The sequence below is a fragment of the Stenotrophomonas sp. 10N36 genome (assembly GCF_056395005.1).
This window is the reverse complement of the sequence record NZ_JBFTIS010000023.1, coordinates 1-21,236: the sequence shown is the minus strand read 5'-3', so window position 1 is coordinate 21,236 and position 21,236 is coordinate 1. Positions and strand designations below refer to the sequence as shown.

General features: G+C 68.3%; 15 protein-coding genes. 7 read left to right on the top strand and 8 right to left on the bottom strand.

Annotated elements, in window-relative coordinates; genetic code table 11:
* Window positions 1-28: 28 nt before the first annotated feature.
* On the bottom strand, window positions 29-1,195 hold the full coding sequence (locus AC1DCJ_RS17805) for an OprO/OprP family phosphate-selective porin (protein WP_137190304.1): 1,167 nt from the start codon (window positions 1,193-1,195) through the stop codon (window positions 29-31).
* 314 nt (window positions 1,196-1,509) lie between these two features.
* Here AC1DCJ_RS17805 and AC1DCJ_RS17800 point away from each other — a divergent pair, with 314 nt between their 5' ends.
* Window positions 1,510-2,859 (top strand): dicarboxylate/amino acid:cation symporter, encoded by a 1,350-nt coding sequence (locus AC1DCJ_RS17800; protein ID WP_038686359.1) that lies wholly within the window; start codon window positions 1,510-1,512, stop codon window positions 2,857-2,859.
* 247 nt (window positions 2,860-3,106) lie between these two features.
* Window positions 3,107-5,398 carry an NADP-dependent malic enzyme gene (locus tag AC1DCJ_RS17795; protein ID WP_038686361.1) on the top strand — a complete coding sequence of 764 codons (2,292 nt, stop codon included), beginning with the start codon at window positions 3,107-3,109 and terminating at the stop codon, window positions 5,396-5,398.
* 1,041 nt (window positions 5,399-6,439) lie between these two features.
* Here AC1DCJ_RS17795 and AC1DCJ_RS17790 read toward each other — a convergent pair.
* Window positions 6,440-7,078, bottom strand: a complete 639-nt coding sequence (locus AC1DCJ_RS17790; RefSeq protein WP_478071559.1) for a basic secretory protein-like protein — start codon at window positions 7,076-7,078, stop codon at window positions 6,440-6,442.
* Between the two features lie 146 nt (window positions 7,079-7,224).
* A complete protein-coding gene (locus AC1DCJ_RS17785; RefSeq protein ID WP_478071558.1) occupies window positions 7,225-10,575 on the bottom strand; it encodes a GH92 family glycosyl hydrolase in 3,351 nt (1,116 codons plus the stop codon).
* Window positions 10,576-10,961: 386 nt separating this feature from the next.
* Here AC1DCJ_RS17785 and AC1DCJ_RS17780 point away from each other — a divergent pair, with 386 nt between their 5' ends.
* Genes AC1DCJ_RS17780 through AC1DCJ_RS17770 form a run of 3 tightly spaced genes read left to right on the top strand, consistent with a single transcriptional unit; the run spans window position 10,962 to window position 13,602 of the window.
* Window positions 10,962-11,159, top strand: a complete 198-nt coding sequence (locus AC1DCJ_RS17780; protein WP_137190299.1) for a zinc-finger domain-containing protein — start codon at window positions 10,962-10,964, stop codon at window positions 11,157-11,159.
* 15 nt (window positions 11,160-11,174) lie between these two features.
* Window positions 11,175-12,287 carry a glycosyltransferase gene (locus AC1DCJ_RS17775; protein WP_137190298.1) on the top strand — a complete coding sequence of 371 codons (1,113 nt, stop codon included), beginning with the start codon at window positions 11,175-11,177 and terminating at the stop codon, window positions 12,285-12,287.
* Between the two features lie 10 nt (window positions 12,288-12,297).
* Window positions 12,298-13,602: an O-antigen ligase family protein gene (locus AC1DCJ_RS17770; protein ID WP_313246591.1), complete on the top strand. Its 1,305-nt coding sequence runs from the start codon at window positions 12,298-12,300 to the stop codon at window positions 13,600-13,602.
* A gap of 160 nt (window positions 13,603-13,762) precedes the next feature.
* On the opposite strand, the gene AC1DCJ_RS17765 is transcribed toward AC1DCJ_RS17770, so the two are convergent.
* Complete coding sequence (locus AC1DCJ_RS17765; RefSeq protein ID WP_038686370.1) at window positions 13,763-14,683, bottom strand: LpxL/LpxP family Kdo(2)-lipid IV(A) lauroyl/palmitoleoyl acyltransferase; 921 nt, start codon at window positions 14,681-14,683, stop codon at window positions 13,763-13,765.
* Window positions 14,684-14,769: 86 nt separating this feature from the next.
* On the opposite strand from AC1DCJ_RS17765, the gene waaA reads away from it, so the two are divergent.
* Entirely contained in the window at window positions 14,770-16,068 is a 1,299-nt protein-coding gene (waaA, locus tag AC1DCJ_RS17760) for a lipid IV(A) 3-deoxy-D-manno-octulosonic acid transferase (protein WP_428711781.1), read from the top strand.
* Window positions 16,069-16,116: 48 nt separating this feature from the next.
* Complete coding sequence (locus AC1DCJ_RS17755) at window positions 16,117-16,584, top strand: hypothetical protein (RefSeq protein ID WP_314405340.1); 468 nt, start codon at window positions 16,117-16,119, stop codon at window positions 16,582-16,584.
* Window positions 16,585-16,596: 12 nt separating this feature from the next.
* Here the strand turns inward: AC1DCJ_RS17755 and mgtE are convergent, their stop codons facing one another.
* The 4 genes from mgtE to AC1DCJ_RS17735 all read right to left on the bottom strand — a co-directional run bounded on the left by mgtE (window position 16,597) and on the right by AC1DCJ_RS17735 (window position 20,717).
* Window positions 16,597-17,979, bottom strand: a complete 1,383-nt coding sequence (gene mgtE / locus AC1DCJ_RS17750; protein WP_478071557.1) for a magnesium transporter — start codon at window positions 17,977-17,979, stop codon at window positions 16,597-16,599.
* Window positions 17,980-18,100: 121 nt separating this feature from the next.
* Complete coding sequence (locus tag AC1DCJ_RS17745) at window positions 18,101-18,769, bottom strand: hypothetical protein (RefSeq protein ID WP_478071556.1); 669 nt, start codon at window positions 18,767-18,769, stop codon at window positions 18,101-18,103.
* A gap of 474 nt (window positions 18,770-19,243) precedes the next feature.
* Window positions 19,244-20,140: a hypothetical protein gene (locus AC1DCJ_RS17740; protein ID WP_478071555.1), complete on the bottom strand. Its 897-nt coding sequence runs from the start codon at window positions 20,138-20,140 to the stop codon at window positions 19,244-19,246.
* A 52-nt stretch (window positions 20,141-20,192) separates the two neighbouring features.
* Window positions 20,193-20,717 carry a hypothetical protein gene (locus AC1DCJ_RS17735; protein ID WP_448136456.1) on the bottom strand — a complete coding sequence of 175 codons (525 nt, stop codon included), beginning with the start codon at window positions 20,715-20,717 and terminating at the stop codon, window positions 20,193-20,195.
* Window positions 20,718-21,236: the final 519 nt, after the last annotated feature.

The following is a 21,236-nucleotide window of genomic DNA, read 5'->3' as shown; positions in this document are numbered from 1 at the left end:
GCGGTGTACACGCCCGCCGCGATGCCGATCAGAAGTGCATCTGGGCGCGCAGTTCGAAGATTTCCGGCTTGGTATGCACGCCGCGACGGCTCGCATCCGCCTTGACGTAGTTGGCCTGGAACTTGAAGTGGCTGGTGAGGTACCAGTTGGCGCCAAGGGTCCAGTCGTGCTGGCGGCCACCGAAGACATCGGCGTCGTCCAGGTCCAGGCGGCTGTAACGGGCCACCAGTTCCACCGCGCCGTAGTCGTGGGCCGGCTTGATGTTGGCTACCGCGCCGGCGTTGTACGGACGCGATTCGCCGGTGAGCACCCAGCTGGCCATGGCGTACTGGCCGTTGCCGGTGTAGTCCGGCTTGCCTTCGCGGGTGACGGTGGTCTGCAGCGCTTCGGCCTGCACCGAGAACGGGCCGCGGATCCAGATGCCTTCCAGGCCGGTACGGCGGATCTGGTCGGCAGTGGCCAGCGCGCCCGAATCCACCAGGCGGATGTCGGTCAGGCCGGCTTCCGGGCGTGCGCGCAGGCGGGCGCTGGCGTCGTGGTGCACATCGCGGCCATCGCGGTAGCCGCGCGGGTTTTCCTGCGAGTAGGCCAGGCCCAGGTGCAGCACGTCGCCGGCGGCCTTGACCGGGGTCCACACCGCACGCACGGCCTGGGTGGTGCCGGGGTTGTCGCCCTGCAGGTCCTTGCCGCCGTAGGCACCGGCCTGCAGCAGGTACTGCGGGCGCTCCAGCACCCATTCGGCGCCGGTGCGGCGGCCTTCGTAGAACGCCTGCACGGGCAGGGCGGTTTCCAGGAAGCTGCCGGCGCGCGAAGACGTGCCCGCATCCAGGCCCACCGGGGTCTTCATGTAGCCGAAGCGGAAGCGGCCGATGTCGCTGCCGAAGAAGGCCTTGCTTTCAAAACGCACGAATACGTCCAGCCAGGTGTCGGCCTGGAAGTCGTAGTACACCATCGCGTCGTACACGCCCTTCTTCTTCAGGGTGGCGCCGAATTCCTTGCGGCGCACCGCGTCATCGTCTTCGATGCCGCTGTTGCCGGAAAAATCGTTGAGGTCGTAGGCGATGTTGGCGGTGGCGGCCAGTTCGGTGCCATCGCTGAAGGCGACCTTGGTCGGCCAGTTGTCGAAATCGGCGGCCGAAGCCAGGGCGGGGGTAGCAGCCAGGCACAGGGCCAGCAGGGTCGGGGTCGGGCGCATGGACGTGCAGCTCTCTCTTTGAGACGGGACAGGACAACAACGGCCGCTGCGCCGGAAACTGTTGCCCAGCCGGCCGCGCGCGCGTCACTTGCCGCCGTGGGGGAGGGCGGTGTGGGGCGCAGTGTAGGCACCCGACGCCACCTGAACCGGGGGGCTAGTACCAATAGGTTATCTGCCTGGCGGTGACTCGCGCGTACAAATGCGTCCATCCGCCGCAACCCCCGACACACGATCCGGGCTGCGGTGTTGCCCACGGAACCGGCCCGCATCTCCTGCAGGCCGGACGCGCCGATACCGTCCCTCCGGAGTCCGCCATGCACATTCCCACCGCCGCCCCCGTCGCGGCCAAGCCGCTGCCGTTTTACCGCCAACTGTATTTCCAGGTGGTGGTGGCGATCGTTCTTGGCGCCATCCTGGGCCACTTCGAGCCGGCCTTCGCCGAGTCGCTGAAGCCGCTGGGCGATGCCTTCATCAAGCTGGTGAAGATGATCATCGCCCCGGTCATCTTCCTGACCATCGTCACCGGCATCGCCGGCATGACCCACCTGCGCACGGTGGGCCGGGTGTTCGCCAAGTCGATGGCCTACTTCCTGTTCTTCTCCACCCTGGCCCTGATCGTGGGCATGGTGGTGGCGCACGTGGTCCAGCCCGGCGCCGGCATGAACATCAACCCGGCCGACCTGGACCAGACCGCGGTCCACAGCTACGTGGAAAAGTCCCATGAGCTGACCCTCACCGGCTTTGCGATGGACATTATCCCGGCCACCCTGGTCAGCGCCTTTGTCGATGGCAACATCCTGCAGGTGCTGTTCGTGGCGGTGCTGTTCGGCGTGGCCCTGGCCCTGACCGGTGCCAAGGGCCGCCCGGTGCTGACCTTCCTGGAGGCGCTGACCGCCCCGGTGTTCCGCCTGGTCCACATCCTGATGAAGGCCGCCCCGATCGGCGCCTTCGGTGCCATCGCCTTCACCATCGGCAAGTACGGGGTGGGCTCGCTGGTCAACCTGGCCTGGCTGGTGGGCTCGTTCTACCTCACCGCGTTCCTGTTCGTGGCGGTCATCCTGGGCGTGGTGTGCCGGCTGTGCGGGTTCTCGGTGTTCAAGCTGGCCCGCTACCTGAAGGCCGAACTGCTGCTGGTGCTGGGCACGTCCTCGTCGGAGTCGGCGCTGCCGTCGCTGATGGAGAAGATGGAGCGTGCCGGCTGCGCCAAGTCGGTGGTGGGCTTGGTGGTGCCCACGGGTTACTCGTTCAACCTGGACGGCACCAACATCTACATGACCCTGGCCGCGCTGTTCATCGCCCAGGCCACCAACACCGAGCTGACCCTGGGCCACCAGATCGCGCTGCTGCTGGTGGCGATGCTGAGCTCCAAGGGCGCCGCCGGCGTCACCGGTGCCGGCTTCATCACCCTGGCCGCCACCCTGGCCGTGGTGCCGGAAGTGCCGGTGGCCGGCATGGCGCTGATCCTGGGCGTGGACCGCTTCATGAGCGAATGCCGCTCGCTGACCAACTTCATCGGCAATGCCGTGGCCACCGTGGTGGTGTCGCGCTGGGAAGGCGCGCTGGACCGCGACCGCCTGGCGCTGGCCCTGGACGGCCGCGAGGCCGAGCTGCCGGCGCTGACCACCGACGACCTGCCGTCGCCGCTGACCGCCCCGGCCCGCTGATACCCGTTTGATGCTTGCGTGTGTTGCAGGGCCTGCCCCGTCCCCCTGGATGGCAGGCCCTGATTTTTTTACCGACCGACCGCCGGTGATGCGGGTTGTCATCGCACTGCGCCACGCTGCGCATACGCTGCCGAACGGCGCCGATATGTGCGGTTGCAGCATGATCGCGACAGCGTAGCGACAGGTCCATCCACGCCAACGGGGGTATGATCCCCTGTTCCTCTCGCCCATTCATCTGCAGAAAGCGATGTCCAACGAAGATTTCAAACAGGCTGCCCTCGATTACCACCGCATGTCGCCGCCGGGCAAGATCCGCGTCGCAGCGACCAAGCCGATGCTGACCCAGCGTGATCTGTCGTTGGCGTACTCGCCGGGCGTGGCACACGCCTGCGAGGCGATCATGGCCGACCCGCAGCAGGCCAGCGAACTGACCGCCCGCGGCAACCTCGTCGCCGTCATTTCCAACGGCACCGCCGTGCTGGGCCTGGGCAACATCGGCCCGCTGGCCGGCAAGCCGGTGATGGAAGGCAAGGGCGTGCTGTTCCAGAAGTTCGCCGGCATCGATGTGTTCGACATCGAGATCGACGAGAACGACCCGGACAAGCTGGTCGACATCATCGCCTCGCTGGAGCCGACCTTCGGCGGCATCAACCTGGAAGACATCAAGGCCCCGGAGTGCTTCATCGTCGAGCGCAAGCTGCGCGAGCGGATGAACATCCCGGTGTTCCATGACGACCAGCATGGCACGGCGATCATCGTCGGTGCCGCGGTGCTCAACGCCATGGTCGTGACCGGCAAGCGGATCGAAGACGTCAAGCTGGCCACCACCGGCATGGGCGCGGCGGGTATCTCCTGCGTCAACATGCTGGTGTCGCTGGGCCTGAAGAAGGAAAACATCCTGGCCTTCGACCGCGACGGGGTGATCCACACCGGCCGCACCGACCTGGACCCGGAAAAGGCGCGTTACGCACGCGACACCGACAAGCGCACGCTGGCCGAGATCGTCGACGGCGCGGACATCTTCCTGGGCCTGTCGGCCCCGGGCATCCTCACCGCGGACATGGTCAAGACCATGGCCAAGGACCCGGTGATCTTCGCGCTGGCCAACCCGACCCCGGAAATCATGCCGGAAGTGGCCCGTTCGGTGCGTCCGGACGCGCTGATCGGCACCGGCCGTTCGGACTACCCGAACCAGATCAACAACGTGCTGTGCTTCCCGTACCTGTTCCGCGGTGCGCTGGACGTGGGCGCCACGGCGATCAACGAAGAAATGAAGATCGCCTGCGTGCACGCGATCGCCGCCATGGCGCGCCGCGAGGCCAGCGACCTGGGTTCTGCCTATGGCGATGAGACCCCGAGCTTCGGCCGCGATTACCTGATTCCGCGTCCGTTCGACCGCCGCCTGCTGGTGGAGCTGTCGGCCGCCGTGGCGCAGGCCGCGATGGATTCCGGCGTGGCGACCCGCCCGGTCGCCGACATGGGCGCCTACCGCGAGAAGCTGGCCCAGTTCGTCTACCGCACCAGCCTGATGATGAAGCCGGTGTACGACCGTGCGCGCGCCGACAAGCAGCGCGTGGTGTACGCCGAAGGCGAAGAAGAAGTGGTGCTGCGCGCGGTGCAGAACGTGGTGGATGAAGGGCTGGCCCGTCCGATCCTGATCGGCCGCCCGGACGTCATCGAATCGCGCGTGGAGCGCCTGGGCCTGCGCATGAAGGCCGGTGATGATTTCGACATCACCAACATCAACGACGACCCGCGCTTCAACGAGTACTGGCAGTACTACCACAACCTCACCGGGCGTCGCGGCGTGACCGTGGCGGCGGCCAAGAACCTGATGCGTTCGCGGCCGACGTTGATCGCCGCGGTGATGGTGGCGCGCGGCGAAGCCGACGCCATGCTCACCGGCGTGGTGGGCCGCTTCCACAAGAAGCTGGGCTACGTGCGCAGCGTGCTGCCGCTGGAATCGAAGGTGACCTCGACCTCGGCGATGACCGGCGTGATCAACCAGCAGGGCGTGTTCTTCTTCGTGGACACCCACGTGCAGGAAGACCCGACCGCCGAGCAGATCTGCGAAGCGACCCTGCAGGCGGCCTACCGCATGAAGCTGTTCGGGATCGAACCGAAGGTGGCGCTGCTGTCGCACTCCAACTTCGGCAGCCACGATTCCCGTGACGCGCTGAAGATGCGCACCGTGCGTTCGCTGCTGCTCAAGCGCAACCCGCGTTTGAACGTGGACGGTGAAATGCAGGGCGACACCGCCTGGGACGAGGCACTGCGCCAGAAGCTGCTGCCCGACAGCACGCTGAAGGGCCGCGCCAACCTGTTCGTGCTGCCCAACCTGGAAGCGGCCAACATCGCCTACAACCTGGTGCGCGTGTTCACCGACGGCGTGGCGATCGGCCCGATCCTGATGGGCGTGGCCAAGCCGGTGCACATCCTGACCACCAGCGCGACCTCGCGCCGCGTGCTCAACATGACCGCCATCGCGGCCGTGGATGCGCAGATCCGCAAGCAGCTTGAGGCGGAGAAGAACGCCTAAGGCGTTCTTTCCACCTCAAGTTGCCAAAACGCGCCCTTCGGGGCGCGTTTTGGTTTCGCGCTGCGAAACGCGGATCGGGTAGCTACCGACCGTTGGTCGGTAGGCATTGAAGAACGGGACCAGCGCACAGCGCTGGTCCCGTTGTGCATGTGACCTTCGCGACCACATGCAACAAGGCGTACGCGCCCCGGTCACTCCCCTGCAACCTCCCAAGGGCCCAATACCCCCACGCGGCCCGGCCGCGGCGGCGGGCCACCGGCTCCCGCCGCCCTGGGCCCGACCAGTAGGCATTCAACAGCGGGCTGGTGGTCGCGCCATCCCGGTAGAGCCGACCGTTGGTCGGCTGGGGCACGCACACGTGCCCTGCGTCAGGTGTTCATGACGCCTGGACGGAGGGCAGCCGACCAACGGTCGGCTCTACCAACGTCACGCGCGTGCCGAATCGCAACACCCCCGCAACGCCGGCCAACGTCACGCGCGTGTCGAATCGCAACAACCCCGCAACACCGGTCAACGTCACGCGCGTGTGGGATCGGAATGACCCCGCAACGCCGGTAGAGCCGACCGTTGGTCGGCTGGGGCACGCGCGCGTGCGCTGTGTCAGGTGTTCATGACGCCTGGACGGAGGGCAGCCGACCAACGGTCGGCTCTACCAACGTCACGCGCGTGCCGAATCGCAACACCCCCGCCACGCCGATCAACGCCACGCGCGTGTGGGATCGGAATGATCCCGCAACGCCGGTCAACGCCACGCGCGTGTGGGATCGGAATGACTCCGCAACGCCGGCCAACGTCACGCGCGTGCCGAATCGCAATACCCCCGCAACACCGGCCAACGTCACGCGCGTGTGGGATCGGAATGACCCCGCAACGCCGGCCAACGTCACGCGCGTGTGGGATCGTCATGACCCCGCAACGCCGGTAGAGCCGACCGTTGGTCGGCTGGGGCACGCACGCGTGCCCTGTGTCAGGTGTTCATGGCGCCTGGACGGGGGCAGCCGACCAACGGTCGGCTCTACCCGGGGCGGTGGGACACGCGCCTCAACGCGCCTTGACGTACGCCGCCCACAGCGCCGGCAACGCCATGCCGGTGCGCGCCTCCCACAACGCCGGCGTGTAACGCCCGTCGCGCAATGCGCCGTCCAGCACCTTGACCAGCCCCGGATGCTGCGCCTCGCTCCATGCCAGAAACGCACCGGTCACCCTGTAGCCGGTGTCGAAGTGCTGCCCGTCCTTCACCGTCGTCGGCAGCGCCCAGCCAGCGGCCGCATTTTCCCGGCCGTAGCGATCCCGGGCGTAGTCGGCAATGCCCTCCACCAGCCAGCCCGGCACGCGCTCGTTGGCGTATTCGGGGTAGCCCTGCACGATGTGCATGGCCTCGTGAGTGACCAGGTCGACGTCGTCGGGGTGCTTGGCCAGCCAGGCCGGGTTGATCGTGATGGTGGCCGCGCCCTTGCCCTCGCCGACGAAGGCGATGCCGTCGTAGCCCGGGTCGATCACGATCCGCACCTGCGACGGCGCACCCGGGTGGAAGTCGGCGCGCTCGCGCACATACGCGGCAAAGAACGTGTCGATGATGCGCGTGCGCATCGGAGCGGCCAGTGCGTCGGCCGGATCGCTGTAGGCCAGCGTCACCCCCTCACGCTGCTGGCTGGCCTCGAACGCGGCAGCATCGAACACGACCAACGCCCCCAGCAACACGGTAGTGCCGGCCGCTGGCCGGCTCCACGCCACCATCGGCACACGCGCCCGGGTAGTGCCGGCCGCCGGCCGGCTCCCCACAATCCAGGCCGCAGCCCGCTTCAAACAACCGGTCATGCCCATTCTCACTGCTCCCCCGTCGGTGCTAGCAGCTCCACCTCGGCCAACTGCATCCGCCCCGGCCCGGCAATGCGCAGCCGGTATTCGGCATAGCGACCGGGTTTGCCGATCGCGAACGGCCGGGTCTGCAACGCCCAGGCGAAGTCCTCGCCGCGGCGCTCGTCCAGCGTGACCCAGCGGCCGCCAGCGCGGCGGGCTTCCAGCGTCCACGCACCGCCGCGGATCGCGCCGTTGCCACTGGTCAGCGTGTACATCGACGGCGTGCCATCGCTCACCCCGCTGAACACCACCGTGCCCGCGCCCACCGGCACCGTCGTGCCGGCATCGTCGTCCAGCAGGGCCGGCACCGCGCGGCCGTCGGCGAGCTGCGCGCGTGTGCCGCTGCCCAGCAGGTCATGCAGCAGGGCAGGGCGCTGGCCGCGTGCGGTGAGCGAGCGCGGCGCATCGTCCGGGCCGCTGCCCCAGGTCGAGGGCTGCGGCCCCATCACGAAGTCCAGCGTGGCACCCTTGGCGATCACCTCGTGCGGCACCCAGGTCTTCGACCACGGCTTGCCGTTGATCTTCAGCGACTGCACGTACACGTTCTCGCGCGAGTTGTTGGCGGCATTCACCGTCAGCACCGCGCCGCCCTGCAGTGCCACCTTTGCGTGGCGGAACGCCGGCGAGCCGATCGCGTATTCGGGCGCGCCCATGCGCAGCGGGTACAGGCCCAGCGAAGCCAGCACGTACCACGCCGAGGTCTCGCCGTTGTCCTCATCGCCCGGGTAGCCCTGGCCGATCTCGCTGCCGACGTACAGCCGCGCCAGGATCTCGCGCACGTGCTGCTGGGTCTTCCACGGCTGGCCGGCGTACAGGTACATCCACGGGATGTGGTGCGCCGGCTGGTTGCTGTGCGCGTACATGCCCATGCGCACGTCGCGCGCTTCGGTCATCTCGTGGATGGTGCCGCCGTAGGAGCCGGCGAAGGCGGGATCGGCGGTTTCCGGGGTGGCGAAGAAGGCGTCGAGCTTGGCGGCCAGCTGGGCGCGGCCGCCGTACAGCCCAGCCAGGCCCTCGCCGTCGTGCGCGGCGGTGAAGGCGAAGGTCCAGCCGTTGCTCTCGGTGTAGTCGTGGCCCCACACGCGCGGGTCGTAGTCCTTGGCGGCCAGACGCCAGTTGCCATCGGCAGTGCGGCCCTGGAAGAACCCGGCGGCCGGGTCGAACAACGTGGCGTAGGTGCCGGCGCGATGGCCGAAGTAGTCGGCCTCGGTGGCATAGCGTTCGCGCGCGGCGGCGCTGGTGGCGCGCTTGGCCAGGGCCTGGGCCATGTTGGCGATGCCGAAGTCGTTGAGTGCCCCTTCCATCGTCCACGACATGCCTTCGTGCACGTCGGCACTGGCGTAGCCCCGGAACGTGGACCGGTCCATGCCCTTGCGCCCGACATGGCGGTCCGGTGGTACCACGGTGGCGTTCTTCAGTGCGGCCGCGTACGCCTCTTCCGGATCGAAGCCGCCGATGCCCTTCAGCCAGGCATCGGCGAAGGCCACGTCCGAACTGGTGCCCACCATCAGGTCGGCATAGCCCGGCGAGGACCAGCGCGCCACCCAGCCGCCGGCGCGGTACTGCTCCAGGAAGCCCTGCACCAGCGCACCGGCGTCGTCCTTGGTGAACAACGCATAGGCTGGCCACGTGGTGCGGAAGGTGTCCCAGAAACCGTTGTTGACGTACACCTTGCCGTCGCGCACCGGGGCGAAGCTGCGCGTGGCGCTGCCATCGGTGTTGTCCTCGGCGGCGCTGGCCTGGCTGGCGTAGCGCCATTCGGGCGCGGCGGCGGTGCCCACGTTTTCGTGGCCGGAATTGGGGTACAGGTACAGACGGTACAGGCTGGAGTACAGCGTGGTTTTCTGGTCGTCGCTGGCATCGCCAATGTCGAACGGGGCCAGCCGCGCATCCCACGCGTCCTGCGCGCGGCCAGCCACGCGGTCGAGCGTGTCATCGGCGGCCAGCTCCAGGGCGAGGTTGTGGCGGGCCTGCTCCACGGAGATCAACGAGGTCGCAATGCGCATGGTGACCGTGCGCGTGCTGCCGGCATCGAACTTGATGTAGCCGGTGGGGCGGCCGGTCTTGATCTGGCCGCTGCTGCGCCAGGGCGCGTCGAAGCTGGCCACCACGTACATGCGGGTGGCGCCGTTGGACAGGCCGCTGCGGGTGTCGGTGTAGCCGGACAGCGTCTGCGTGGTCGCATCCAGGGTCAGCCCGCCGCGTGCGTCGACGTTGTCGAACAGCAGGTTGGCATCCCCTTTCTCCGGGAAGGTGAAGTGGAACAGCGCGGCATGGTCGGTGGGCGCGATCGACGCGGCGATGCCGTTGTCGAAACGCACGTCGTAACGGTAGGGGCGCGCACGTTCGTTGTCGCGCGAGAACGACAGCGCGCGTTTGCTGCGGTCGGCCTCGGGCACGCCGCGGCCGCTGGACGGCATCACCTGGAAGGTCTGGCGGTCGCCCATCCACGGGCTGGGCTGGTGGCTCAGGGCCAGCGCCTGCAGCTGCGGCCGGTTGCGCGCGTCGTTCTGTTCGTTCCAGCGGTACAGCCAGTTCAACGCGCCGGCATCGGTCACCGGGGTCCAGAAGTTGAAGCCGTGCGGCACCGCCGTGGCGGGGAAGTTGTTACCGCGCGAGAAGGTGCCGTTGGCCTGCGTGCCGCGCGTGGTCAGCACCCAGTCCGACGCGCGCTGCGGGGCCGTGCGGGGTTGCGCGCCCAGCTGCACGTCGTCGATCCAGCCCGACACCGGCGCACCGGCCGCGCTGGCCACCTGCAGTTCCACCGCCACCACGCGGCGTCCGCGCAGCGCCGGCACCTCGCCCAGGCGCACGGCCTTGCGTGCCCACTGCTGCGGGTACAGCGTCTTCGACTCGCCCTGCGCGGCGGCACCCAAGGCACTGCCGTGCTGGTCGCGCGCGTCGCTGGCCGACACCCGGCTGCCGTCGTCCAGCAGCAGGTCCAGCGACACGTAGGTGGAGGCCACGGCGTCCGTGCCGACGATCTCCGGCAGCACCAGCCAGCTCAGCGTGGTGTCGGCCTCGATGGCCACGTCGGTGTTGAACAGGCGGCGCTGCTGGGGGCCGCCGCTGCCGGTGTAATGCAGAGCGCGCAGGCCGCTGTAGCCGACCCCGGGCTTGGCCGCATACGGCGCGCGTGGACCGCCGCCCACCTCCACCTGCAGGGCCTGCTTGCCGGCAAGCGGCGCCGGTTCGCCGCGCTCGAAGGAGGTCTGCAGGCCCTGGCCCAGCGCGGGCAGGGCAAGCGAGGCGCACGCCACGGCAAGGGCGAGCGGCAGCAGGGCGTGGCGGGCAGGGCGCGGGGCAGGCAGGGTCATGCAGGGAACTCCCGGGAAGGGCAGGCGGCAGGCAGAGCCCGCATCGGCGACCTCGGCAGACAGGCACCACCCCGGCCGCCGGGGGCGGACACAAGGGCGATGCAGGTCCGGCGGGGGACGGGCCATGCGATCGGGGCAGGAATCGAACCGGACCGATGCTGCAACAGCCGGGGCGATGCTGGCAAGTGCCATTTAGTTCGATCCAAACACGGAAAATCAGCCTGTTGGGCACGCGGTTGACAGTTTCTTTGGATCGATTTAAAAAGAACGGTGCTGTGCGCCGAAGGTGGGTTTCGGCTGCGCGTGCCGGCCTGCGCCACTACGGCGATGCAACAGCCCCGGGTGCTAGAATCACCGTCTTCGCAATTCCTTTGTGTGTCCACGCCATGAGCCATACCGCCACTGCGCCCGCCAACGCCGAGAAGCGCTACACCTTTCATCGCGCCGACCTGCCGCTGAGCTGCCCGACCCCGGAAATGGCGCTGTGGAATTCGCACCCGCGCGTGTACCTGCCGATCGAAGACGAGCCCAACGGCGAGGCCAAGTGCCCGTACTGCGGCGCCGTGTTCGTGCTGGCCGACTAAGTCAGCGCTGCTCCCGTGCGCCGACTGACCGTGGTGCAGCTGCTGCCGGCGCTGCACTCCGGCGGGGTCGAACGCTCCACCCTTGAAATCGCCTCTGCCCTGGTTGCCGCCGGCCACCGGGCCATCGTCGTGTCCGCCGGTGGCCGACTGGTCGAGCCGCTGCTGGCCAGCGGTGCCGAACACCTCACCCTGGACATCGGCCGCAAGTCGCTGCTGACCCTGCGCCACGTGCGCAGCCTGCGCGCGTTGTTTGCCGAAGTGGGCGCCGACATCGTGCATGCGCGCTCGCGCCTGCCCGCCTGGCTCGGCCTGTACGCGCTGCGCAGCCTTCCCGAGGCCCAGCGCCCGCGCTGGGTCACCACCGTGCACGGGCTGAACTCGCCGGGCCGCTACAGCGCGGTGATGACCAGTGGCGAGCGGGTGATCTGCGTGTCCAACACGGTGCGTAGCTTCGTGCAGACGCACTACCCCAGCGTGCCTGCCGACCGTCTGCAGGTGATTCCGCGCGGCGTGGACGTGGCCCAGTTCCCGCGCGTGGCGCGCACCGATCGCCGCGCGCGCCTGGCGGTGGCCGCCCAGCACCCGACGCTGGCCGGCGATGCGCCGCTGTTGTTGCTGCCTGGCCGTGGCACCCGGTTGAAGGGCCACCGGCATGCGCTGCAGCTGCTGGCCGGCCTGCACGCGGCCGGCGTGCCCGCCACGTTGTGGATGCCGGGCACCCGCGAGCCGGGTCGCGAGGCCTACGTGGCCGAACTGGAGGCACAGGCACGCACCCTGGGCATCGCCGATGCGGTGCTGATGACCGCGCCCACCACGCGCATCGCCCAGGCCTACGCGGCCAGCGACCTGGTGCTGCAGGTGTCGGACAAAGCCGAAGCGTTCGGCCGCACCGTGGTCGAGGCGCTGTCGGTGGGGCGCCCGGTGCTGGGCTGGAACCACGGTGGCGTGGGTGAACTGCTGACGCAGCTGCAACCCTCCGGTGCGGTAGCCTTGCACGACGGTGCGGCGTTGCTGTCGCGCGCGCTGCAGCTGCTGCAGCAACCGCCCAGCCTGCCTGCCCGCATTCCCTACACCTTGCAGGCGATGCAGCGTGACACCCTCAAGCTCTACACCTCCCTTGCCGGCTGAGCCGGTGCTTGTGCCCGGCTCCCCGGCATCCCGCGCCGGTCGCTGGGCGCCGTGGTGGGTGCTGGCGTTCGTGGCGCTGTGGCCGTTGCCCGGCATCGCCGAAAGCGTGCTGGTGCTGGGCGCGCTGTATGCCGCCGTACGCATGGTGCAGCTGCGCATGCAGGGCAAACAGCACCTGCTGAGCAGCCCGGCATGGGCGCTGACCAGCATCCTGTTCCTGGGCTACTGGTTGCCGCAGGCGTTTTCCGCGTTCGATGCGATCGACCCGGCGACGGCCTGGCGCAAGACCGCGGCTGGCCTTCGCTACCTGCCCTTCATGTGGCTGGTGGCGATTGCCGTGGCCACCCCGCAGCGGCGGCGTTTGACGCTGGGCGGCATCGCGCTGATCACCGCGGTATGGACCGCCGATGCGCTGGCCCAGGCCGCCTTCGGCAGCAGTGCGTTGTTCTGGTCGCTGGACCAGCTCAAGCAGCTGGTGAGCGGACACGGCCTGTGCAACGCCGCCGAAGTGGCCGCCGTGGACCGGCTCAGCGGCGTGCTGGGGCCGTGCAACCTGAAGTTTGGCCAGGTCCTGGCCAGCCTCTCCCCGTTCCTGCTGTTTGCCGCCGCGCGCCGCGCCGGCCTGTGGGGCTGGGGCGTGGCCGCTGCCGCGGTGGGCGTGGTGCTGGTGCTGGCGGGCTCGCGTGCTGCGTGGCTCACCTATGCGCTGGTCGTGGCGTACTCCGGCTGGCGCCTGCTCGGCGCGCGCGCATTGATCGGGTGTCTGGCCATCGGGCTGGTGGCCGCGGTGGCGATCGGATTCGGTTCCAGCCAGGTGCGTGAGCGCGTGGCACGCACCGCGATGGCGTGGGAGGGCGACGGCGACGGCGTCAACCAGGCGTTGTCCGGGCGCGCGCAGATCTGGGCAGCGGCCGGCTGCATGATTGCCGACCACCCCGTCAACGGCGTGGGCGCGCGCGGCTTCCGCGATGCGTACCCGGGCTGCAACCCCGCACCGCAGGCGCAGGAAGTGTGGGGCGAAGGCCCGGCGCTGCACGCGCACCAGATCGTGCTGGAAATCCTTGCTGAAACCGGCGTACTGGGCCTGCTGCTGTGGCTGGCCGCTGCCGCCCAGGCCTGGCGCGCGTGGCGCTTCGCACCGCTGCCGGCCCGCGAACGCGCCCGCCCGGCCATGCTGGCGCTGGCGGTCACCGTGTTCCCGCTCAACACCCACCTGGCGTTCTATTCCACCTTCTGGGGTGGGCTGACGCTGCTGCTGGCCGCGCTGTATGCCGGCAGCCTGTTGGCGCGGGACGACGCCCACCCGGAGGCGTGATCTGCCGGCGAAGTACCGACCAACGGTCGGTACCTACCGAGGATGCCGCGCCCCACCCGGTAGCGCACGACCGTTGGTCGTGCGGCGTTCCCGGTCGTGAGGCGTTCCCGGTCGTGCGGCATCCCGGTCACGACGCACGCACTGAAAACACCACTTTGTCTTACCGGTAATAATCGCTGCGGCCGCCCGGCTGGCGCTTGAAGCGGCGGTGGATCCACAGGTACTGGTCCGGTGCTTCGCGCACCATCGCTTCAATGGCCTGGTTGACGCGTGCGGTATCGGCTTCGACATCCTCGCTGGGGAAATTCTCCAGCGGTGCGCCGATCTTGAGGAAATACCGGCCGCCTTCGCGGCGATGGAAATACGGCACCACTGCGCAACCGGTCATGCGTGACAGCTGGTGGGTGGCGGTGATGGTGGCGGCGGTGTGCCCGAAGAACGGCACGAACACGGTGTCCTTGCCGCGCATGTCCTGGTCCGGTGCGTACCACAGGAACCCACCCTTCTTCAGGTGGCGCACCGTGGCGCGGATGTCCTCGTTGGCATACATCGCCTTGGCATAGCGCAGCCGGCCGAACTTCACCGCCCATTCGTACACCGGGTTGCGGTGCTTGCGGTACATGCCCGACAGATCCACGTGGTCGCACAACAGGCGCCCGCACATCTCCAGCGTCATGAAGTGGCCCGAGACCAGCAGCACGCCGCGGCCTTCGGCCTGCAGGCGCTGCAGGTGCTCCAGCCCTTCGATCTGCACCTGCGGGCGGATGCTGTCGATGCTGCCCCACCAGGCCCGGGCGAACTCGAAGATGCCCACGCCCAAGGCGTCGAAGCTGTCGCGCAGCAGGCGCTGCCGCCAGGCCTCGTCCTTTTCCGGGAAGCACAGGCGCAGGTTGACCTCGGCCGCGCGCCGGCGGCTGCCGGCCAGGCGGTAGGCCACGGTGCCCACGCCGCGGCCCAGCGCGCGCTGCAGCATCCAGGGCAGCCGGGCCACGCCGAAGGCGGCGAACATGACGGCGAACATCGGCCAGTTGCGCGGGTCGCGCAGGGACGGGCGGGTGGCGGTGGAAGCGTTATCTGACATGGACTGGATTCTAATGGATGCACCCCGGCAGGCCCATCACGGCGGTGCGGGATGCCTTCCCCGCGCCGCTCCCGTATCCTCTGCGCATGCGCAAAAGCCCTGTCGAATGGATCCTGCGCGGCCTGTACTCGGCCGTGTTGTACCTGTTGCTGCCGATCACCGTGTACCACCTGGTCTGGCGCGGGTTCCGGGTGCGTGAGTACTTCCGCCGCTGGGACGAGCGTTACGCCTCCTATCCGCATCCCAGCGGGCAGCCGCGGGTGTGGCTGCACGCGGTGTCGGTGGGCGAGGTCAACGCCGCCGCACCGCTGGTCAACGCCCTGCGTGCGTTGCGCCCGGATATCCGCTGGGTGATCACCACCATCACCCCGACCGGCTCCGAACGCGTACGCGCGCTGTGGGGCGACGCCCTGGACCATGTCTACCTGCCCTACGACGTGCCGGGCAGCGTCGGCCGCTTCCTCGGCCACTTCAAGCCCAGCCTGGCGCTGATCCTGGAAACCGAGCTGTGGCCGAACATGCTGTTCGGTTGCCGGGACCGGGGCATTCCGGTGTACATCCTCAATGCGCGGCTGTCGGCACGCTCGCTGCGCGGGTATCGCCTGCTGAGGTCATTGATCGGGCGCGCGCTGCGCACGGTCACCTGCGTGGCCGCGCAGTCGCAGGACGACGCGGAGCGCTTCATCCAGCTGGGAGCACGGCCCGAGCAGGTGCAGGCGCTGGGCAACCTGAAGTTCGATATCGCCGCACCCAACGTGCAGGCCTTCGTGGCCCAGTTCCATGCGCTGGTGCCGGGCGATCGCCCGGTGTGGATCGCCGCCAGCACCCATGAAGGCGAGGAGCAGGCCACCATCGACCTGCACCGCCGCCTGCGCGAGGCACTGCCGGGCCTGCTGTTGTTGTGGGCGCCGCGCCATCCCGAGCGCTTCCCGCGGGTGGAGGCCTTGGCCCGCGAGCAGGGCTGGAAGGTGGCCACGCGCCGCCAGCAGCAGTGGCCGCAGGCCGACACCGACGTGTTCGTGATCGACACGCTGGGCGAGCTGATGTCCTTCTACGGCTGCGCGCAGGTGGCTTTCGTCGGCGGCAGTCTGCAGGCCATCGGCGGCCACAACCTGCTGGAACCGGCGGCCATGGGAACGGCCTCGGTGACCGGCCCGCACCTGCACAACTTCGCCGAGATTTCCCGGCGCATGCGCGAGGCCGGTGCGGTGGTGATCGCCGACGATGCACAGGGCGTGGGCGATGCGCTGCTGACCCTGCTGCGCGATCCGCAGGCCCGCGAAGACATGGCCCGCGCCGGCTGCATGCTGGTCAGCAATGGGCGCGGCGCGCTCGACCGCACCGTGGCGCTGATCGCCCCGCACCTGCCGCCACCGGTGGAGTAACGGCCCCCTTGGGCGGTGGAAGGGGAAACCAGACAGAGGGAGGCACGGATGGGTGAACACCATGACGCAAAGGTCTGGGCAATGCTGTCCAACCGCGGCACCGAGTGGTTTCGGTTGTCGCCGCTGGAGGGCGCCGCGCCGCCGCACCACCGGCTGTACCGGGTGGAGGTCGGCACCGATGGCTGGGACCGCGACGACGATGACAGCCGGCGCAGCGCACCGGTCCATCGCACCGAGCTGGGCCGGGTACTGATCCGCGACAGCGCCCTGGCTGCGCTATGCGGGCACCTTGCCCTCTGGCAGGAACGGTTCACGCCCTTCGAGTGCGTGCTGACACCGGAGCAGGACGGCAACCAGCGCTTGACCGTGCGGGTCGGGCCGGACCCCGGCGTGATCCATTCCCGGGACAAGGCGGTGTTCTGCGTCGTCTACACCGCCGGCATCGGAATGGAGGCGCGGTGGTCCTTCGTCGTGGATCCATCCTGCCTGCGTGAATTGGTCGAAGGCCGCGGCTGATCGCGTCGCGGCTCACGCCGCTGCTGTCAGCAGGTCGCCCAGGAACAGGTAGGCGAAGCCGAAGTAGATGAACACGCCGATCAGATCCATGATCGAGGTGATCATCGGCGACGACAGCGTGGCCGGGTCGGTGCCGATACGGCGTGCCGCGAACGGCAGCAGCGCGCCGATGATGCCGCCCAGCGCGGTGCACACCAGCATGCTGGAGCCGACCACCAGCAGCACGTCCATGCCCACGCCCTTGCTGAAGTAGGCCAGCACGGCTTCCAGGACGGCGATGGTGACGCCCAGGCCGGCGGCCACCGGCAGCTCGCGCCGGACCACGAACCACACGTCGCGCCAGCTCAGCTTCAATTCGCCCAGCGCCATGCTGCGGATCACCAGCGTCGCCGACTGGCTGCCGGTGTTGCCGCCCATGTCCACGATCGGGGCGATGAACGCCGCCAGCACGATCACCTGCGACAGCAACTCCTCCTGCGCGGCCACGAAGGTGCTGGTGAGGATGCCGAAGCCGGTCAGGATCGCCAGCCAGAACACGCGCACGCGGAACATCTGCTTCAGTGGCGTGCTACGCACATCCAGGTCGTTGCCCTGCGCGCTCACCGTGCCGCCGAAGCGCGCCAGCTGCGAGGCATCCTGCTGCTTCTCGATGTCCATCGCATCGTCGACGGTGACGATGCCGATCATGCGCCCGTCGGCATGGGTGACCGGCAGCGCCAGCAGGTCGTAGCGGCGGATCAGTTCGGCAGCCTGCAGCTGCGGCCAATAGGCATCGGCGGTGGTGGGCGGGCTGCGCATGATCGATTCGATCGGCGCGTGGCCGTCGGCCAGCACCAGGTCGCGCAGCGAGACGCTGCCGTGCAGGCGCTGGTCGCGGTCGAGCACGAAGATGATGTTGATGGTTTCCTTGTCCAGCGCGGTATGGCGCAGGTGGGCGATGGCGTCGGCCACCGCCATCTGCGGGGCCAGGCAGGCGTAGTCGGAGGTGGTTACCGCACCCACGGTGCATTCGGGGTAGGCCGCCATGCGCAGCAGGTCGTCGCGCTCGACCTTGGCCAGCGCGGGCAGCAGGTGCTGGCGTGCCGCCGCATCGAGGCGGTGGTAGAGATCGGCACGGTCGTCGGACGGCAAGTGCTCGAACAGCGTTACCACGGCGTCGCGCGGCATCGCGGTGAGCAGTGCGTCCTGCGCACCGTCGGGGAAGTGGGCGAACAGCTCGGCACGTGCGGGCGGTGGCAACAGCATCAGCAGGCCCAACGTGGCATCGGTGCCGAACAGGTCGAGCGCTTCCACCAGGTCCAGTGCATGCGTGGTGCTGGCGATGCTGGCAAAGGCAGCGGCATCGTGCGAGCGGATCAGGGTGCGGATCGAGAACAGAAGGTCTTCGCGGTTCATGGCATTCTCCAGCAGGTAACGGTGGCGCAGGCCGCAGCGGGCGTTGGGAACGACGCTGGCGCGGCAGGGCAGAGGGGGCGCGAGGGGACGCGGTGCGACAGATGACGCACGCAACCCCGGCTCAGGGCAGGGCGGCGAGATTGAAGCCCAGCGTCAGCCACTGCGTGTTGCGTTGGTGATGCACCTGCCCGGCGAGCAGGTCCACGCTGGCACCGGGCCACAGCACCCGGCGCAGGCCGATCTGACTGCTGCGCTGGCGGTCTGCATCGCGCGCGCTTTCGGCCAGCAGTGACCAGTGGCGATGCAGCGCGACCTCCATGCCGACGCCGCTGGTGCGCCCCTGCACGTGGGCGTGCTGGGCCCAGCCCAGGTTGACGTGCAGTTGCACCCGGTCCTGCGCATCCAGCGCGACGGTCAACGGAACCGTGAGGTTCCAGTCATCGCCGCGCGGCCGGTGCGTGGTGCCGCCCAGGCCGGCGCTGGCGGCCAGGCCCCAGCGTCGCTGCTGCCGCTCCACCAGCACGCGCTTGGCGCCCACGGACCACTGCGTGGCGGGCTGCCCCGGCAGGCGGGTGAGGCCAAGCGACCATTCGGTATCGGCCACGGTGCAGGCCGGTACCGCGGTCCATTCCTGGCCGTCGCGGGTATGCCGCAGCCAGCTTTCCAGTTGGCAGTGGTGCGCATCGGTAATGCTGGCATCGTCCACCAGCAGGCTGGCGGCGGCGCGGGTATCGAAGGGAAGCACGGTCGCGCTCAACAACAGCGGGACCAGCACACGGCAATGGTGCATGGGCAATCTCCAGGCAATCGGAAACGCCAGCGGCACCCTCGTCGGGGTCGTTGGAAACGGCGATGCAGGTGATGCGAGGCGGGCGCATCCATCCGATGCGCAAGCAAGCCCCGTCCTGTGCGGACGGAGCCAACCTTGGGGTCAGCGGGTCCGTCGGCTCAGGAGCAGCAACGAGGTCGACTATGACTGTCCAAGGAGGGGTCTCTGGGCGAAGGGAAGGGTGGTGCGGGGCGGAAGTTAGAGCGTGGCGATGGCACGGTCAAGCGCATTTCGGCGATCTATACCAAGGTATCGCGGCGCTATGCCGGTGCACGCCCGGAAACGTGGAATACGCGGGTTTGGCGGCGAAATGGCGTGCGCGGGAGGAAGCGGTGCAATGACGTGATCGGCTGGCGTGGCGCATCGCGGTGGCCCCCCTTCATGCATACGATCCATGCCCAGGCCTGCATGGGTATGACGCCCCCTTGAAAGGGGCTAGCGGGTCGGGATCTGATCCAGCAGTGAAAGCACGGCTTGAATACCGTCACGGGTATCGTGCCAACCGCTGGCTGCCCCTATCAGTTGGCCGTGCTGGAAAAGATAGAAGCCGGGGGTATCCCACGTTTCCAACTGAGGCCAGTCATGTTGTGCGGACGCCCAGTACAGCGGGAAATCGGGATGCTGATCGCGCCATCGCCGCGCACCTGCGATATCGAGGGTCTTTTCCACCGGCTGCAGCCATGCCGCGGAAACATTCCGCTCCGCAAGTCGCGCGCGAAATAGCTCGCTGTCATGCAGGTCCTTCGCTGCGCGTGTAGAAAAGCCACATCCGGGACTGGATACGACAACCAGCCAACGTCCGGACTGAGCCGGAATCCGGCGCCGAAGCAATGACTGGCCGTCATCGGCCAAGGCGTACACCGGCACGCCGTCCAGGGTGATATCTGCGTCCAATACCTTGGGCGGAGGCGGTCTTCCAATCTGCGGGTGTGCGAGAAGAATTGAGGTGGCCGTGGCGAACTTCCTTGTGGCGATGGCAGCGTCGAACCACGTCTGGAGGTGCACGGCCGACTGCGTGCCTCGGCGAACAAGCACATCGACAACAGCCGCCATGTCGCGCTCAACGCGCTCCTGGGGCCGGTAGACCTGCAGCTTGCGCGCGGCGCGCAGCAGGAGATCCAGGTCGCTATCGGAGAGCGCGTCCAATCCCGTTGCATGGGCGGCAGCGTGCAGCTGCGCGTATGCGTCGGCGATCGCCTTCCCGCGCACCGCCGAGGTCGATCCGGCCTGCGAGAGCTCGGCTTGAACAACGCGTTCAAACTCCGCAGGAAGGATGTTCTGCACGCCAGGACTTACGCTGGCGGCAAGCAGAAGGAGAAAATGAGCGCTCATGGGCCGTGCCTGATGATAGGTGCTGCATCGGATGGAGCAGCATCCGCGTCTGTCAGCAATTGCTTCCTATGCAGACCCCGCCATCCCATGCCGCGCAACTGGCCTTGGCTGCGCAGACTTTATCGGGGTAGTCCACGGGCGGTTCTATCATTTCTGGTGGCCAACGCATTCCGGCCGCTGTTGCACGTTCGGCGAATCCGGGAATCGCGCCTGCGGATCGCTGGGCGCCGAACAGCGATAGCACTGCGTATATTTCCATGGGTTCGAGATGACTGACGATGTCCCGGTAATCAAAGCTGCTGACGCCATTTTCATTGAACACAAGGGACTGCAGGAATCGGGTGCGAGCGGCCTGCGGCATGCGCTGCAAGCTGCTATCGCGCAGCTTTCCTTCGGAGATGTAGCGTTCAAGCGCGTGCCGCGATCGGATTGGAGCGGCCGCCAGCGCAAGCTCTCTCTCGTTGAGCTCGCGGTCGATGACGGCGTCACTGATCGTGATGGCTTCTTGCGCCGGGCTCTGTGCAGCAGCGAAGAGGAGCACGGGGAGCGCTACGAGGATGCGTCGTTTTGCTTTCATCGTTACCTTCCTTTGCAACTGCTGGAGGGCCTGCCAGACGGGAGTGGTTCAAGGCAGAAGGGCATGGGTGCTTGCCGGCTTTCAGCGGGGTGATGCAGGTGTCGGCGAGTCCAACGCTACAGGCTGCCATCCTGCAGGCCTATCGGAATCGGACGAAATACGGGTGGGCGCCCCGCCCATGAAAAAGGTTCTTCTCCCATCTGAGGGGAGCGTCTTGTTGCAAGGGCCGTCGCAGAGTGAGCACGACGCTAGGCGGGGGCGCTTGTGCGGGCGCAGATTGGATCTGCTGGCGTTTCTGATCGGCGCGGTCGCGAGCGTGAGGTCCCGTAGCAGCCGGTAGGCCCCTGGCGCACATGTCCCCCGGCCGCGGGGCGGCCTCCTCCTTTATTTTGCCCAGGAGCCTACCGGCCGCTACGGGGCTCGGCTAGCGGTAAGCAGGGGAAGCCAGGCTTTTCTRGCGCTGTCGGTGGGTCGGGCGCTGGGTCCCCATGCCCTTGGAGGCGAAATAAAGGGGGAGGT

Bases quoted from the DNA above. Each gene is read 5' to 3' on its own strand.
- AC1DCJ_RS17805 (WP_137190304.1), bottom strand. From the start codon at position 1,195: ATGCGCCCGACCCCGACCCTGCTGGCCCTGTGCCTGGCTGCTACCCCC.
- AC1DCJ_RS17800 (WP_038686359.1), top strand. From the start codon at position 1,510: ATGCACATTCCCACCGCCGCCCCCGTCGCGGCCAAGCCGCTGCCGTTT.
- AC1DCJ_RS17795 (WP_038686361.1), top strand. From the start codon at position 3,107: ATGTCCAACGAAGATTTCAAACAGGCTGCCCTCGATTACCACCGCATG.
- AC1DCJ_RS17785 (WP_478071558.1), bottom strand. From the start codon at position 10,575: ATGACCCTGCCTGCCCCGCGCCCTGCCCGCCACGCCCTGCTGCCGCTC.
- AC1DCJ_RS17780 (WP_137190299.1), top strand. From the start codon at position 10,962: ATGAGCCATACCGCCACTGCGCCCGCCAACGCCGAGAAGCGCTACACC.
- AC1DCJ_RS17765 (WP_038686370.1), bottom strand. From the start codon at position 14,683: ATGTCAGATAACGCTTCCACCGCCACCCGCCCGTCCCTGCGCGACCCG.
- waaA (WP_428711781.1), top strand. From the start codon at position 14,770: ATGCGCAAAAGCCCTGTCGAATGGATCCTGCGCGGCCTGTACTCGGCC.
- AC1DCJ_RS17755 (WP_314405340.1), top strand. From the start codon at position 16,117: ATGGGTGAACACCATGACGCAAAGGTCTGGGCAATGCTGTCCAACCGC.
- mgtE (WP_478071557.1), bottom strand. From the start codon at position 17,979: ATGAACCGCGAAGACCTTCTGTTCTCGATCCGCACCCTGATCCGCTCG.
- AC1DCJ_RS17745 (WP_478071556.1), bottom strand. From the start codon at position 18,769: ATGCACCATTGCCGTGTGCTGGTCCCGCTGTTGTTGAGCGCGACCGTG.
- AC1DCJ_RS17740 (WP_478071555.1), bottom strand. From the start codon at position 20,140: ATGAGCGCTCATTTTCTCCTTCTGCTTGCCGCCAGCGTAAGTCCTGGC.
- AC1DCJ_RS17735 (WP_448136456.1), bottom strand. From the start codon at position 20,717: ATGAAAGCAAAACGACGCATCCTCGTAGCGCTCCCCGTGCTCCTCTTC.